Source organism: Mesorhizobium sp. AA22 (assembly GCF_001672375.2).
In the GTDB taxonomy this organism is placed as follows: Bacteria; Pseudomonadota; Alphaproteobacteria; order Rhizobiales; family Rhizobiaceae; genus Mesorhizobium; species Mesorhizobium wenxiniae.
On the sequence record NZ_CP048406.1, the window covers coordinates 767,054 to 782,885 of the forward strand.

The window sequence follows — 15,832 nt, forward strand, 5'->3', positions numbered from 1 at the left end:
ATTCGCAGAGGGGTTCTGCTTCATGAAAACGTTGAGCCGATTATTGCCCGGTAGAACGCTGCTGCTGACCGCAGCGCTCGCCGTTCTCGCCCTGACGGGGCTTGCAGCGCGACCCGCAGCGGCCGAGGAACTGGCAAAAAACCTGTTCGGCGCCAAAAAACTGCCGGCCGTGGCTGCGCCGCAGTCGATCGGCTTCTATTCCAAGGGCTGCTTTGCCGGCGGCGTCGCCATTCCCCTGGACGGCCCGAAATGGGAGGTTATGCGGCCTTCGCGCAACCGCCGCTGGGGCCATCCGACAATGATCGCGCTGATCGAGAAACTGTCGCGCGACGCCGCGGCCGACGGCTGGCCCGGCCTGCTGGTCGGCGACATTTCACAGCCGCGCGGCGGCCCGATGCTGACCGGCCACGCCTCGCACCAGATCGGCCTCGACGCCGACATCTGGCTGACGCCAATGCCCGACCGCAAGCTTTCGATCGAGCAGCGCGAGAACATGAGCGCCACCTTGCTTGTCGACGAAAAGACCCATCTGGTGAAAGATGCGCTCTGGGTTCCGGCGCATATGCGGCTCCTGAAGCGCGCGGCAAGCTATGTGGAAGTCGAGCGCATCCTGGTCAATCCGGGCATCAAGAAGAAGCTCTGCGACACCGTGAAAAGCGACCGCGCATGGCTGCGCAAGGTCAGGCCGTTCTGGGGCCACGACTATCACTTCCACATTCGCATCGGCTGCCAGCCCGGCTCGCCCAATTGCAAAGCGCAGGAAAACACGGCGCCCGGCGACGGCTGCGACCAGTCGCTGGCATGGTGGTTCACCGAGGAACCGTGGCGTCCCAACAAGAACCCGGATAGACCGAAAGCGCGCGACGTGATGACCATGGCGAGCCTGCCCGCAGCATGTCAGGCGGTGCTCGACGGGCCAGATCCGGCTTCGGCGGAGGCGGTCACCTATTATGGCGACGGCGTGCCGGTCGCGGCTGCACCCGTTCTCACAAAGGCTCCGTCGCCGGCGCGGGCATCCGCAAGCGGCGCGGCAGCGCTCCCGGCCTCGGTCAGCGCCTTCGCGGCAACGCCCGAGATCGGCATTCCGCTGCCGCGGCCGCGGCCGGGGAACTGACCGATATTAGGGAAAGGCGCTTGATCGATCGTCTGGAATCCTGCTCTGCGAAGGCGTTCAACGCAGCAGCGCTCGAAGATCTCGGCATGGATACTAGGGTCTCCGCGACGTCGCTTCGCTCCTGCTCCGCCCTAGGATCCATGCCGATACAGTGGTCGAGGAGTGCAGCGATCCGGGTTGCCCGCAGGCATGCCTTCGTACCCGGTTCGGCCTGACCTGAGGCCGCATCCGACCCCATCCTGCTCCGAATCCTGGCCGCCTCATTTCGAAAACCGATTTCCCTTTCCCGGGTCATGCGCTAGTCAACGAAAGAACGGCGGAACGCCACTTGAACCGGGACGGACGAGAGCATGCCAGGCGACGACGACACAGCGCTGCAGTTTCCGGTCCTGATCGGCGACATTGGCGGCACCAACGCGCGCTTTTCGATGGTGCTCGACGCGAACTCGGAACCAACCGAACCACAGATCGTCCAGACCGCCAATTTCAACACGATCGACGAGGCGATCCAGGCGGCGGTTCTCGACCGCTCGTCGGTCCGGCCCAACTCCGCTGTACTGGCAGTGGCCGGCCCGGTCGACAGCGACGAGATCCCGCTCACCAACTGCCCGTGGATCGTCAAGCCGAGAAAGATGTTTGCCAGCCTCGGCCTCAGCGACGTCGTGGTGCTCAATGATTTCGAGGCGCAGGCGCTGGCCGTGGTGGCGCTCGGCGAAGAGCATATGGAGAAGATCGGCGGCGATGCGCCGGAGCCCAATGTCGGACGGGTTGTGCTCGGTCCCGGAACCGGGCTTGGCGTCGCCGGCCTGGTCCACGCGCTGAACCACTGGATACCGGTGCCCGGGGAGGGGGGACACATGGATATCGGGCCGCGCTCGCCGCGCGATTTCGAGGTCTTTGTGCATATCGAGAAACTCGACGGCCGCATCTCCGGGGAACAGATCCTGTCCGGCCGCGGCCTGGTCAATGCCTATCGGGCGGTCGCCAAGGCGGACGGCAAGCCGGCCCCCTTCACCACGCCGGCCGAGGTCACGGCTGCGGCATTGGCGAAGTCAGATCCAGTGGCCGAGGAAGCGCTGGCGATGTTCGTCACCTGCCTCGGACGCACCGCCGGCGACCTTGCGCTGGTGTTCATGAGCCGCGGCGGCGTCTTCCTGACCGGCGGCATTGCGCAGAAAATCCTGCCGGCGCTGAAAACCGGCAATTTCCGCGCCGCCTTCGAAGACAAGGCGCCGCACAGCGAGCTGATGCGCACCATGCCCGTCTATGTGATCACCCATCCGCTGGCAGCGCTTTCCGGCCTTGCCGCCTATGCCAGGAACCCGTCCCTGTTCGGCGTCCAGACGGCAGGGCGTCGCTGGCGGGCTTAGATGACGACCGAAGCCGCGGCGAAGTTTTGCCGGCCTCTGCCATAGGCAAGCCGCCACTAGGGCGCTAAGAGGATTGCCGAATAATGCATGTCGCGCAAAAGTGTGTAGCGGTTTTGCGATCTCGACATGCATAAAACAACAACCTAAAGCGCGTCGCATGAGGCCGGCCGAACGCGACGCGCTTTAGCCCGGCCGCGGAGCCGAACCGACATCACGGAACGATCCCGACTTGAACCAGTCGCCAAACCACCAAGCCAAAGCCCGGCCCGTCGAGATCGTGGCGGTGATCCGCCGCATCATCGCCGAGAACAGCCGCGACTATCGCTGGTACTATGTTCTGGCCGTTCTGTGCCTGGTGACGGTTGCCGCCACGACCGCCTTCACTGCCTGGATCATGAAGGATGTCGTCGACCAGATCTTCTACGAACAGCGCGGCGATCTCATCGCGCTGATCTGCGTGTCGATCCTGGGCGCCTTCATGCTGCGCGGGCTGGCCACCTACGGCCAGGCCGTGACACTGGCCAGAATCGGCAACAATCTGGTGGCGCGCTACCAGCGCCGCATCTTCGCTCATCTGATGAAGCTTGACATCGGTTTCTTCAACGACACGCGCTCGGGGCGGCTGGCCGCCCAGATCAACGAGAACGTCAACGGCATCCGCGACCTGCTGTCGATGACGCTGACATCCGTGGCGCGCGACGCCGTATCGCTGGTCGCGCTGATCGGGGTCATGATCTGGCAGGATCCGATGCTGTCCCTGATGTCGCTGCTGATCGGGCCGCCGCTGATCTACACCGTCGTCTACCTGACCCGCAGAATAAGGCGCGCCACGCGCGAAGCCGTGCAGATAAACGCGCGGCTGATCGGCGCCATGCAGGAAGCGACGCAAGGCATCGCCATCGTCAAGGCCTTTACGCTGGAGGACGAGCTGTCGCGCCGCATCAGCGGCCTTGTCGACGGTGCCGAGCAGCGGGCAAACCGCATCGCCCGCGTCTCGGAACGATTGACGCCGATCTCCGAAATGCTGGCCGGCTTCGCCGTCGCCGGCGTCATCGCCTATTCCGGCTACCGGGCAGCCGTCGGCGGCCAGCCGCCTGGCGCGGTCTTTGCCTTCATCACCGCATTGCTGCTCGCTTACGATCCGGCCCGGCGGCTGGCGCGCATGCAGGTCGGCATGGAACGGGCGCTGGTCAATGCCCGCATGATCTACGAGCTGCTCGACCTCGAGCCGCAGCAGGGCGACGCGCCCGGAGCGGCCGAAGCGAAGATCCCCAGGGGCGAGGTGCGCTTCAACAACGTGTCGTTCGGCTATGTCGCCGGCGCTCGGGTGCTGCAGGATCTCAGCTTCGTCGCCGCCGCCGGCAAGATGACCGCCATCGTCGGCGCCTCGGGCGCCGGCAAGTCGACGCTGGTGGCGCTTCTGCAGCGTTTCCACGATGTCGAGGCGGGCAGCATCGAGGTCGACGGCCAGGACATTTTAGAGGTGACCAAGCAGTCGCTGCGCCGCTCGATCGCCTATGTCTCGCAGCAGCCCTATCTGTTCGAAGGCAGCATTCGTGACAATATCCGCTACGGGCGGCTGAGCGCCAGCGACGCCGAGATCGAGTTGGCCGCACAACAGGCCGAGGCCGACGGCTTCATCCGCCAGCAGCCGCTAGGCTATGACACCCCTGTCGGTGAAGGCGGCCTGACGCTGTCGGGCGGCCAGCGCCAGCGCCTGTCGATCGCCCGCGCCATCGTGCGGCAGGCGCCGATCCTGCTGCTCGACGAGGCGACCTCGGCGCTCGATAACGAGGCCGAAGCGCGCGTCCAGCAGGCGCTGACCCGGGTTATGCAAGGGCGCACCACCGTCGTCATCGCGCACCGGCTGTCGACCGTGGTCAATGCCGACCACATCATCGTGCTGGAACAGGGCCGGCTGGTCGAACAAGGCACGCATGCCTCGCTGATGGCCGACCCGCACAGCGTATATGCCCGTTTCCACCGGATCCAGGGCAACAAGGGGCTGGGGCTTGTCGATAATGGCAAGCCAATCCAAACTCGGCTGCGGCGCGCGAAGAAAGCGGTTGGGAGAAATTTATGAGCGGTACGGCCACAAACGACCCCCCCGTCAATGAAATGGGCCTGGTGGTGGTCGGCGCCGCCGGCCGGATGGGCCAGGCGCTGATCCGCGCCATCCACGCCATCCCGGGCGCCCGCGTCGCCGGCGCGATCGAGCGGGCCGGCTCGCCGCATCTCGGCAAGGATGCCGGCGAGCTTGCCGGCATCGGCAATATCGGCGTGACGATCGGCGACGATCCGCTGCCGGCCTTCGCCAGGGCCGACGGCGTGCTCGATTTCACCAGCCCGGCAGCGACGGTCGAATTCGCCGGCTATGCGGCGCAGGCGCGCATCGCCCATGTCATTGGCACCACCGGCTGCTCGGCGGACGACAATGCCAGGATCGCCGCGGCGGCGCGCCACGCGACGGTGGTCAAGTCAGGTAATATGAGCCTCGGCGTCAATCTACTGGCGGTGCTGGTGGAGCAGGCGGCGCGCGCCCTCGGTGCCGACGATTTCGATATCGAGATCCTGGAAATGCATCACCGGCACAAGGTCGACGCGCCGTCGGGCACGGCCCTGCTGCTCGGTGAAGCCGCCGCCGCCGGGCGCGGCATCACGCTTGCGGGCAACGATACGCGCGTGCGCGATGGCCATACCGGCGTGCGCAGGACCGGCTCGATCGGCTTCGCCACGCTGCGCGGCGGTTCCGTGGTCGGCGACCACAGTGTCGTGCTGGCCGGCACCGGCGAGCGCATCACGCTTGCCCATCACGCCGAGGACCGGGCGATCTTCGCCCGCGGCGCGGTCAAGGCCGCACTGTGGGCGCGCGGCAGGAAGCCGGGACTGTATTCGATGCGCGACGTGCTCGGACTCGCCTGAGACGATCTGATCCACAAACTGAAGGAGCAAAAATGTCGGGAACTCTCGTGCTCGTGCGCCATGGCCAGAGCGAATGGAACCTGAAGAACCTTTTCACCGGCTGGCGCGACGTCGACCTGACCGAGCTGGGCCACGCCGAGGCCAAGGCGGCGGGCGCCAAGCTGAAGGCGCGCGGCATGAAATTCGACGTCGCCTTCACGTCGTCGCTGATCAGGGCGCAGAAGACCTGCCAGCACATCCTCGACGCGGTCGGCCAGAGCGATCTCGAGACCATCCGCGACCAGGCGCTGAACGAACGCGACTATGGCGACCTCTCCGGCCTCAACAAGGACGACGCGCGCAAGAAATGGGGCGAGGACCAGGTGCATGTCTGGCGCCGCTCCTACGACGTACCGCCGCCGGGCGGCGAAAGCCTGAAGGACACCGGCGCGCGCGTCTGGCCCTATTATCTGCACGACCTGCAGCCGCATGTGTTGCGCGGCGGCACCGTGCTGGTGGCGGCGCACGGCAATTCGCTACGCGCGCTGATCATGGCGCTGGACGGCAAGTCGGGCGAGGAGATCGTCAGACTGGAGCTCGGCACCGGCGTCCCGGTCATCTATAAGCTCAACGCCGATTCCACGGTGGCTTCGAAGGAAGTGCTGGAGGACTGAGTCGGCGAGCGGGTTTCAAAAAAGCGCGTTGACACTCACCCCTTGCCCGCCTAAAGAGCCCGCACCAGCCCAGATGGCGGAATTGGTAGACGCGCACGGTTCAGGTCCGTGTTCCGCAAGGAGTGGAGGTTCGAGTCCTCTTCTGGGCACCAAATTGCTGTTTCGAACTGTTTGACATGGTTCAGAGACCCCTCAGAAAAAGCCCGGCTTTTTGTTGTCTGGTTGTCCGTCGGCGTCCAATGGGGTTCGTTTCGTCCGACATCATCGTATAAACGGTGGCCCTGCTGACCGGGAAGGCTGCCTGATGGCGATGCGCCGGCGCGTTTCGCATTCTTCTGTTGCCAGTCGCCCGCCTGGCTGTGGCGATCAGCCTGGTTCAGAAGCTCCGAGGAAAGTCCGGCCGACCGCAGCTTGCCTCAACCAAGCGCCATCATCGTGATTGGCACATTCGAGTGTTAGCTGTACCATTCCTACGCCGGTCGTCGACGTGGCGTGTTCCGGCGAGGGAGAAATGTCCATGTTACGATCAATTTCGCTTGCAGTTTTCCTGGCGGTCGTTCCTGCGACAGCCTTTGCAAATTCATGCCCGACCACTATGGCCGCGATCGACGCTGCGTTGCCGAGCGCGACGCTAGCCGAGGCCGATAAGACCAAAGTCAAGGAACTGCGCGCCCAGGGCGAGAAATTGCACGCCGCCGGCGATCACGCAGGATCAGAGGCTGCCCTCAACCAAGCAAAGACGATGCTCGGCATATAGCTGCGATCAACGCGGCTTTCCTGGCCGATTTTCTTGGCCGAATGCCGGGCTTTTGTTCGGGTGTCGGCCGCTGAGGATCGCGGCCTTGACCGGTTGGATCAGCCCAGCCCGATGCGCTTGGCACCTAGCCGGAACATGGCCTCGGCGTCCGGCTCGAAGCGGAAGGTGCCGATGAAATCGTCGGCGCAGTAGTTCGGTAGCGTCTTGCGCAGCGCGGCGGAAAAGTTTCGCGCCTCGTCGATCCGCCCCGCCAGCGCAAGGCAGTGGGCGGCGATCGCCAGGATGATGGCATGGGCGTTGGGACGGGCGGCTGCCTTCAGCGCCCATTCGGCAGCCTCGTCGAACTGGCCGAGGCGGACATGCGCCATCGCCCTGGCGCCAAGCATGCCGAACAGCAGCGGATCGAACGGGCTCAGATGGCGCGAGTGATCGGATGAACTGATCGCGGCGTTCGGATCACCCGACTGCGAGTGTACAAACGAAAGCGCGTAGTGGCCGAGCGCGAAGTTCGGGCTGAGGTCCACGGCCCGTTCCAGTTCGAGCAGGGATCCGTCCTGCTCGCCGCGCAGCCACAGAGCCCGGCCCATGGCCCAGTGGGCGGCCGGATTGTGATCGTCGACCAAAAGACTTTGGCCGGCCGCCTCGAACGCGAGCGCGCTTTCCCTGTCGCGGTCTCCCCAGCGCTGAAAAGCGTTTTGCCAATGGGTGAACGACAGGCCGGCATAGGCACGGGCGAAGGTCGGATCCAGCCTCAGGGCCATGTCGAAGAAATGCCGGGCCTGTTCGTTTTCCGTGCGGGTGAAGCGATACATATGCCAGAGGCCGCGATGGTAGGCCTCCCAGGCGTTCAACGAGTTGGGGGCTTTCAGCATGGCGCGGTTGCGCTCGACCATCTCGATCTCGGCCGAGATCGACGAGACGATGCTGTTGCCGATATCGTCGAGGATGGCAAAGATGTCGTCGGGCCTGCGTTGGAACGTCTCGGCCCAAACGATCCTGGCCGTGCGCACCTCGACAAGTTCGACGCTGACCACGACGCGGCCTGCCTGGCTGCGCACCGTGCCGGTGGTCACATAATCGACGTTGAGCCGCCGGCCGGCATCTTCTGGCGCGATGTTTTTTTCCGACAGCGCAAAGACCGAGCCGCGGGCGATGACGAAGAAATCCCTGAGCTTGGCCAAACGGGTGATGATGTCGTGGGTCAGGCCGTCGGCCAACCCGCCGCGAGAGGGGCCGCCGCGAGAGAGGTCGCCGCAAGGGTCGCCGACAGCCGCCTCCTCGACAAACGGCATTATCGCGAGTGAGGCCTTGCACGATGCGGCAACACCGGAATCGGGCAGCACAATTGACGCTTGCGGGGCCGCGGGCACAAGTGCCGGTCGCGCCCGGAGCGTCGCGGCAGGTCGCTCGCTGCGGATCGTCTGCCATGCCTCACGAACGGGTCCAAAATCCAGATTCTCCGAAGCAAACAGCTTCGCCGCGGAAGCGAGATGTTCCTCGCATGCGGCGATCTGGCCGCGCTGCGCCAACCTTGCCAGAAGAGCCACATGCGCACGCCCGTCGAACGGAGCGAGTTCCACCCACTTTTCCAGATGCGCTGACATTTCGTCGGCATCCGCCGGAAGCTTGTTGACGAGATGTTCCAGAATGGCGGCATGCCACGAGCGGAAGCGGCGGCGTTGCGCGATCAGCCAGCCGTTGAAATGCGGGTTGCGGTCGATCTCCAGCCCGTCGAGGAAATCGCCGACGAACAGCCCGAACAGGGCCTGCAGCCGCTCAAGACCGAGCGTCTCGATTCCTCCAGCGGCGGCCGAGGCGATGTCGATCGCGTCGACGGAAACGCCTTTCAGATCAAGCTCGATCGTGTCGCCAGGCGTTTCGATCCTGCGGCGACCCGGTTCGTCGAGAATGCCCCTGAGCTTACTGAGGCACCAGCGAAGCTCTCCCCTCGGATCGTTCGGCACATCCCACAGCAGCTCGCACAGACGGCTGCGGCCGACGGCATGCGGCGCAAGCGCCAGATAGGCGAAGAGCGCGCGCAACTTGCGCGATGCCGGCAGTTGCACGGTGGCGCCGTCGCGGATGACCGTCAGCGGTCCGAGCAGCCGCACGGACAGCCCGGCCGTTGCGCCGTCCAGGCTCGATCGAGCGGATTCCACGTGCGTTTCCACGCTTGCTCCCACGCTGGCCAGTTGTCCTCTGTTCTACCATCGAAAGCCATAGAGTGCATCCGGCAACGAATTTCCGCGCCGGACGTCGGCATTGCCGTTTTCCGGGCCGCATTGCCGACACAGGCACCTTACCGCGGCAAGGTCTCGAAACCTCGCCGCCCAAGCCGCCGGTTTGTAACCGGCTCGTGACGACAACAAAAAGAGGAGAGCAGACATGTTGCAGCAACGGAAAATCAGAACCACGGCGGGGCGCGGCCGCCTGTTCGACAGCATTGTCGACACGGTCGGCGATACGCCGGTGATCAGGGTCAACAATCTCGGCCCCGACCACGTGACGATCTATGTGAAGGCGGAGTTCTTCAATCCGGCGGCGTCGGTGAAGGACCGGCTGGCGCTCAACATCATCGAGGAGGGCGAGCGCAGCGGCGCCCTGAAGCCGGGCCAGACGGTCGTCGAGGCGACCAGTGGCAACACCGGCATCGGGCTGGCGATGGTCTGTGCGCAAAAAGGCTATCCGCTGGTGGTGACGATGGCCGACAGTTTCTCCATCGAGCGCCGCAAGCTGATGCGCATGCTGGGAGCCAAGGTGGTGCTGACGCCGCGCGCCCAGAAGGGTTTTGGCATGTACAACAAGGCGGTGGAACTCGCCGAGGCCAATGGCTGGTTCCTGGCCCGCCAGTTCGAGACCAAGGGCAATGCCGCCATTCACGAGGCGACGACGGCGCGAGAGATCATCAACGACTTCGCCGGATCGCGGCTCGACTGCTTCGTCACCGGCTACGGAACCGGCGGCACCGTCGTCGGTGTCGGGCGCGTGCTGCGCCGTGAGCGTCCCGAAACCCGGATCGTGCTGGCCGAACCCGCCAACGCCCAGCTCATCGGCAGCGGCAAGGCGCAGGAGCGCGGCGCCGACGGCGCGCCGGCCGCCAGCCATCCGGCGTTCGAGCCGCACCCGATCCAGGGCTGGACGCCGGATTTCATTCCGGACGTCTTGCAGGAGGCGGTCAATGCCAGCCTCTATGACGAGGTGATACCTGTTCCGGGGCCCGAGGGCATCAAATGGGCCAAGGCGCTGGCGCAAAAGGAAGGGATTTTCACCGGCATCTCCGGCGGGGCGACTTTTGCTGTGGCGCGCCAGATCGCGGAGAAAGCCGCACCCGGCTCGGTGATCCTGTGCATGCTTCCCGACACCGGCGAACGCTACATGACGACGCCGCTGTTCGACGGCATCGAAGCCGAGATGGACGCCGACGAGATCGCGCTGTCGCGTTCGACGCCGGGATGCCAGTTCCCGGCCGAATGATTGCAATCGGGAGCGACGCGGATGGACGCCATGCTGATGGCCGCCGGCACTGCCGGTATGGTTGCCGAAGAAACGCTCGACCCGGTCGACTGGGCCGATGTGCAGGCGCTGTCGCACCGGATCGTCGACGATGCCGTCGACTATCTGCGCGATGTCCGGGAACGCCCGGTGTGGCAGGACATGCCGGCGGAGGTGAGGGAATTCTTCGCGGCACCGCTGCCGCGGTCGCCTCAGCCGCTCGCCCAAGTCTATGGCGAGGTCACCGACAAGGTGATGGTCTATCCGATGGGCAACATCCATCCGCGCTTCTGGTCCTGGTATATGGGATCGAGCAATTTCACCGGGGCGCTCGGTGATTTCCTGGCGGCGATCCAGGGCTCAAACCTCGGCGGCGGCAACCATGCCGCCGCGCTGATGGACAGCCAGGTCGTCAACTGGTGCAAGCAGATGATGGGCTTTCCCCAATCGGCCAGCGGCACGCTGGTCAGCGGCGGCTCGATGGCCAACATCATCGGCCTGACGGTGGCGCGCAACGCCAAGGCCGGCATCGACGTGCGCGAGCATGGCGTTGCCGCCATCGCAAAGCCGCTGCGTTTCTATGGCTCGGACCAGCTTCACTCCTGCCACCGCAAGGCGATGGAGGCGCTCGGCCTTGGCAACCGAGCGCTGCGGCGCATCCCAACGGATGCCGGATTGCGGATCGACATCGAGGCCCTGCGGGCGGCGATCACCGAAGATCGTGCGGCCGGGTTCAAGCCGGCGTGCATCATCGGCAATGCCGGCACGGTGAACACCGGAGCGATCGACAATCTGCAGGCGCTTGCCAAGCTGGCGCATGAGGAAGACGTCTGGTTCCATGTCGACGGCTGCATTGGCGCGTTGATCGCCGTCGCGCCAGAGAATGGTCATCGCGTCGCCGGTATCGAATGGGCCGATTCGGTCGCGCTCGATCCGCACAAATGGCTGCATGCGCCGTTCGAGGTGGGCTGCGCGCTAGTGAGGGATGCTTCAGCGCATCGCAAAACCTTCGCGGTCACGCCGGAATATCTGGAATCGACGCCGCGCGGCCTCGCCTCCGGAGACTGGCTGCATGATTACGGCCTGCAGACGTCACGTGGCTTTCGCGCGCTGAAAGTGTGGATGGCGCTGAAGGAGCACGGCATCGAGAAGTTCGGCCGCCTGATCGACCAGAACATCGCACAGGGCCACACGCTCGGAACGCTAATCGAGGCCGAGCCGCTGCTGGAACTGGTCGCGCCACCGAACATCAACATCGTCTGTTTTCGCTATCGTGGCGACGGGATTACGGGAGAGCGGCAAAAGTCGATCAACACCGAAATAATGCTGAGGCTGCAGGAGGAAGGCATCGCCGCCCTTTCGGATACGACGGTGCACGGCCAGCATTGCCTCAGGGTAGCGATCAACAACCACCGCACCCGGCGCGAGGACCTGGACCTGCTGGTGCGGGAAATAGTGCGGCTTGGGCAGGAGATACTAAGGCTTGGCGTCGCCGGCTAAGGACCGTCAAACAAAGGCAATCGCTTCAGACAAATTCCAGCGCCCAATTCGTGTGGATGATCGACTGTTGATGTCGGCGCTGCCCCTCACCTGCCTGCCGGCAGGTGAGGGGCAGCGCAAACCTGAAACGACTACCCTGTGCCCCGCAACGAGGATCACGCGTCAAGCCAGACCTTCTCGAAATGCTGCTCGAGCGACTGGTGCTGCTCGCAGCCGTGCACGCCTTTGCGGAACGTGCGGTAGACCGAGCGCCAGTAGGGCTGGATGATGACGCCGGAGTCGCGCAAATTCTGTTCAATCTTGGCCATGATCTCCTTGCGGGCGCCCGCGTCGGGTGTGGCCAGCGCCTTGTCGAGCAAGGCGTCGAACTCCGGATTGGCGTAGGCGGTCTCGTTCCACGCGGCGCCGGATCTGTAGGCCAGCGCCAGCACCTGGACGCCCAGCGGCCGGCCGAGCCACTCGGTGCAGGAGAAAGGATATTTGCTCCAGTCGTTCCAGAACGTCGCCGCCGGCAGCACGGTGCGTTTGACCTTCAGCCCAGCGTCGCGCATCTGCGCGGCGATGGCGTCGCCGGTGTTCTTCTGCCAGTCGACATCGACGGAGATGAGGTCGTATTCGTGGTCGGATTTGCCGGCCTCGGCAAGCAGCGCCTTGGCTTGATCGACATTGCGGACGGCCGGGCCGATATCGGCGTATTCGGCGTGCATCGGGCCGACATGGTGGTTCTCGGCCGGCTTGCCGCGGTCGTCCATGCCGATCTTCAGGATCGCGGCATTGTCGACGGCGAGCTGGGCGGCCCGCCGCACCCTGATGTCGTCATAGGGCGGATTGCCGACGTTGAAGCGCGCGACGATGGTCGAGCCGGTGGCAAGCTCCGAATTGCTCAGCTCCATGGCGTCGGTTTGCGAAACCGTATCGGCGGCGGTTTCGTGGTTGGTGTCGATCTCGCCCGACTCAAATGCCGAAAACATCGCATTGGGATCGGAGCCGTAGTCGACCCATTGGATGCCGTCGAGATAGAAGTCGCCTTTCCACCATGGCTTGTCCTTGCGGCGGACCTCGGCGCCGACTTCGGCGTCCCATGCCACCAGTTCGCAAGGTCCGGTGGTGATCGCCAGCGCCTTCAGCGGATCGCCGTCGCCATCGTAGCTGCGATGCATGATCAGCGCCGGATAGTCGGTCATGCCGGCAATCAGCGAAATGTCGGGCTTCGGCAAATTGAGCCGGACTGTAAAGTCGTCGACACGCTCGATGCCGCCGTCGACCGGTTTCTTGGTGGCGGCGTCGACCAGCGCCCCCATGCGCTCGGCGACCGAATTGCCGGCAACGCCGGCATCGCACCAGCGCGTGAGATTGTGGACGACATCGTCGGCGTTGAAGGTGTCGCCGTTCGACCAGGAGATGCCCTTGCGGATGTGCAGCGTGAGCACACGCGCGTCGTCGCTGGTCTCCCAGCTCTCGAGCAGCCACGGCTCGAAGGTAAAATCGCGATTCCAGCGCACCAGATATTCGTTGCACTGGCGGGCGACGTTGGACATCTCGACGCCGTCGAAAGTGCGCGGGTCCTTCCAGCCTTTGACGTTCATGGCGACGCGCAGGACGCCGCCGCGCCTCGGCTCTTCGGCCGCCCTGGCAGGCGAGGGCGCAAGGCCGCCGAGCGCCAGCGCACCGGCGGCGCTGACGCCAAGTGCGGCCATGGTGGCGAGATACTCGCGCCGGTTCATGCTGCCTTTCCTGAAGCCGTCGGCGACGGGCTCAGCCTGCGGATGCAACGCTCTGTCGGTCAACATGAATTTCATCGTCGATCCTCCCTGTCGGCGCCCGGCCGGCCGCTTCGCGGGGGCGGATGCGGTCGGCCGGCGCGCCTTTGGCCATGGGCAATGATAGTGTGGGCTTGAGTGGAGAAGTGTTCGGGTTTCCGCAGTTGTTGTGCGCTGTTCCGCAGGGGCAATGAACAGAGAGAGTCAATATGAGGCAGCTGAGTCAGACAAAAGTGGGCATCCGACTCATATTGGAAATGATCAACTGTCGATCTCGGCGCTGCCCCTCAACCCCTGCCGGGACCTTCTCCCCGTGAAGGGCGGGGAGCGGCTTGGCCGCAACGCTGGCGATCCCCTCTCCCCGTTGTTCACGGGGAGAGGGTAAGGGGTGAGGGGCAGCGCCAACGCTCTGGTAAGGGCGACGGGGCAAGTCACACCAGCCTTGTCACTACAACCACTCGCCCTTGCCCAGCGTGGCGATGGCGGCGACGATGCGGGTGAACGCCTCGCTGGCCCGCGGCACGGTTTTGCGGGCGCGCATGAAGCTGTGCACCAGGCGCGGCTCTTCGTACCACCAGGCGCGACCGCCGGCGGCAAGGATGCGGTCGCGATAGGCTTCGCCGTCCGACGACAACGGGTCGCATTGCGCGGTGACGACGACCGTCGGCGGCAGGCCAGAGAAATCGCTGTCGCGCAGCGGCAGGAAGGTCGGATCGTCTGGTGACTGTGCCTTGCCGGAGCGGACCTGCCTGTAAAATTCGATGTCGCTGAGCGTCAGCAGCGGCGCCTCGGCGTGCTCGACATAGGAGCCGGCGCTCTTGTCACCGCCCAGCTCGGGATAGATCAGCACCTGGCCGATCGCGGGGCGAGGGTGGCGGCGCGCCGCATGTGCCACCCCAGCGGCAAGATTGCCGCCGGCGCTTTCGCCACACAGCACGATCGGCAGGGCCGTTGTTGTCGCCGCCCATTCGAACACCGCCAGCGCATCATCGAAGGCGGCCGGATGCAGATGTTCAGGCGCCAGCCGGTAGTCGGCGGACAGCACGGCAAAGCCGGTGCCGGCGCAGATCTCGGCGCAGATGTCGTCATGGCTGTCGAGCCCGCCAAGCACAAAGCCGCCGCCGTGATAATAGACGACCATCGCTTGCGGCGCCTTCCCCGCGAGCTGGTAGCGCCGGATCGGGATCGCATGGCTGCCGGCGGCAACCGTGCCGTCGCTAGCTTCGACACCTGCGGGAATGCCTGCGTGGAACGCCCGGCACATCGCGTCATAGACCGACCGCTGCTTGTCGACCGGCAGGTCCATGCCGGGCGGATACCATGCATTGACCCGGTCTATATAGGTCCACAGCGCCGGGTCGAGCAGCGTCGCGTATTTTCCGCGCTTTGCTGTCTCGGGCTTTGCGGCATCGCTGACCATCGCCATCCGGTCCCACCAAATCCGCTGGAAGCGTCAGAGCTCTTCGTAGAGCTGGGCCGCGTTTTCATAGGTAAAGCGCAAAGGCACCGAGCCCACGACCTGCCATGCATCGACCGTCTCGCCTGCCATCAATCGGCAAGCGCGTTCGGTCGTGGTCACGGCGCCGCCATAGAGCCGGTTGGCAAGGTTGAGGATCGCGGTCTGGTGCATCGCCGTGCTGCCGCTGCCGCAGGCATCCTTGACCAAAAGCACGCGAAAGCCTGACGATACCGCATCCCTGACGGTGGCGTCGATGCAGGCCTCGGTCCACACGCCGGCAACGACCAGCCACTCGATCCCTTTAGCCTTGAGCCGGCCGCCGGCAGGGCCCGCACCGAAGGCGCTGGCCTCAGTCTTGACCAGCATCATCTCGCCGGCGACCGGCGCCACTTCCGGACAGATCGCCGTCAGCGGATCGTCCTTGTCGGAGAAAGCCGACCTGCCATTCGCATCGACTGGATGGAACCGCCGCGCCTCCCTGGTGAGATCGACGATATAGGCCGAATGATAAAGCAGCACATCATTGGCCCGCGCCGTCGCCTGCAGGCGCTGGACGTTAGCGAGAATGTCGCCAAAACCCTCGACCAGATAGCGCTTGTCCTGCCGATGCTCCTCCTGGAGATCGACGAAAACCGCGGCCGCCGTGCCGCGTTTGATCGAGACCGGGCTCTTCATTCGGATACCTGAACTTCGTCATTCCAGGGCGAAGCAGCCGCGAAGCGGCGTCGCGAAGACCCTGGAATCCATGCCGTTACCTCCAGCGAAGAATGCAGCGGAACAGAGTTCTGCACCGTCTCAAAGCCTA

12 protein-coding genes and 1 tRNA gene are annotated in these 15,832 nt (G+C 64.8%); 9 read left to right on the forward strand and 4 right to left on the reverse strand.

From position 1 onward, the window contains the following. Window positions 1-22: 22 nt before the first annotated feature. The 7 genes from mepA to A9K68_RS03690 all read left to right on the forward strand — a co-directional run bounded on the left by mepA (window position 23) and on the right by A9K68_RS03690 (window position 6,816). On the forward strand, window positions 23-1,114 hold the full coding sequence (gene mepA / locus A9K68_RS03660; RefSeq protein WP_065006473.1) for a penicillin-insensitive murein endopeptidase: 1,092 nt from the start codon (window positions 23-25) through the stop codon (window positions 1,112-1,114). A gap of 350 nt (window positions 1,115-1,464) precedes the next feature. Then, on the forward strand, window positions 1,465-2,484 hold the full coding sequence (locus tag A9K68_RS03665) for a glucokinase (RefSeq protein ID WP_065006474.1): 1,020 nt from the start codon (window positions 1,465-1,467) through the stop codon (window positions 2,482-2,484). 229 nt (window positions 2,485-2,713) lie between these two features. Further along, a complete protein-coding gene (locus A9K68_RS03670; protein WP_065006475.1) occupies window positions 2,714-4,567 on the forward strand; it encodes an ABC transporter ATP-binding protein in 1,854 nt (617 codons plus the stop codon). Next, a complete protein-coding gene (dapB, locus tag A9K68_RS03675) occupies window positions 4,564-5,406 on the forward strand; it encodes a 4-hydroxy-tetrahydrodipicolinate reductase (protein ID WP_065006476.1) in 843 nt (280 codons plus the stop codon). The genes A9K68_RS03670 and dapB overlap by 4 nt, the downstream gene beginning before the upstream one ends. Window positions 5,407-5,438: 32 nt before the next feature. Beyond that, entirely contained in the window at window positions 5,439-6,059 is a 621-nt protein-coding gene (locus tag A9K68_RS03680) for a 2,3-bisphosphoglycerate-dependent phosphoglycerate mutase (RefSeq protein ID WP_065006477.1), read from the forward strand. Between the two features lie 67 nt (window positions 6,060-6,126). Beyond that, window positions 6,127-6,211, forward strand: a tRNA-Leu gene (locus A9K68_RS03685). Between the two features lie 365 nt (window positions 6,212-6,576). After that, window positions 6,577-6,816 (forward strand): hypothetical protein, encoded by a 240-nt coding sequence (locus tag A9K68_RS03690; RefSeq protein WP_065006478.1) that lies wholly within the window; start codon window positions 6,577-6,579, stop codon window positions 6,814-6,816. 98 nt (window positions 6,817-6,914) lie between these two features. Here A9K68_RS03690 and A9K68_RS03695 read toward each other — a convergent pair whose 3' ends face one another. After that, window positions 6,915-8,975 carry a transcriptional regulator gene (locus tag A9K68_RS03695; RefSeq protein ID WP_065006554.1) on the reverse strand — a complete coding sequence of 687 codons (2,061 nt, stop codon included), beginning with the start codon at window positions 8,973-8,975 and terminating at the stop codon, window positions 6,915-6,917. A 226-nt stretch (window positions 8,976-9,201) separates the two neighbouring features. Here A9K68_RS03695 and A9K68_RS03700 point away from each other — a divergent pair, with 226 nt between their 5' ends. Both A9K68_RS03700 and A9K68_RS03705 read left to right on the forward strand, forming a co-directional pair. Further along, the gene (locus A9K68_RS03700; protein WP_065006479.1) at window positions 9,202-10,290 is read left to right on the forward strand and encodes a pyridoxal-phosphate dependent enzyme; all 1,089 of its coding nucleotides are present in this window, start codon (window positions 9,202-9,204) and stop codon (window positions 10,288-10,290) included. Window positions 10,291-10,320: 30 nt separating this feature from the next. Further along, complete coding sequence (locus A9K68_RS03705; protein ID WP_065006555.1) at window positions 10,321-11,808, forward strand: aspartate aminotransferase family protein; 1,488 nt, start codon at window positions 10,321-10,323, stop codon at window positions 11,806-11,808. A gap of 155 nt (window positions 11,809-11,963) precedes the next feature. On the opposite strand, the gene A9K68_RS03710 is transcribed toward A9K68_RS03705, so the two are convergent. The 3 genes from A9K68_RS03710 to A9K68_RS03720 form a co-directional block, all read right to left on the reverse strand. Then, complete coding sequence (locus A9K68_RS03710; RefSeq protein WP_065006480.1) at window positions 11,964-13,607, reverse strand: ABC transporter substrate-binding protein; 1,644 nt, start codon at window positions 13,605-13,607, stop codon at window positions 11,964-11,966. 409 nt (window positions 13,608-14,016) lie between these two features. Then, on the reverse strand, window positions 14,017-14,994 hold the full coding sequence (locus tag A9K68_RS03715) for an alpha/beta hydrolase (RefSeq protein WP_246811290.1): 978 nt from the start codon (window positions 14,992-14,994) through the stop codon (window positions 14,017-14,019). 27 nt (window positions 14,995-15,021) lie between these two features. Beyond that, window positions 15,022-15,702: an isochorismatase family protein gene (locus A9K68_RS03720; protein WP_065006481.1), complete on the reverse strand. Its 681-nt coding sequence runs from the start codon at window positions 15,700-15,702 to the stop codon at window positions 15,022-15,024. Window positions 15,703-15,832 lie beyond the last annotated feature (130 nt).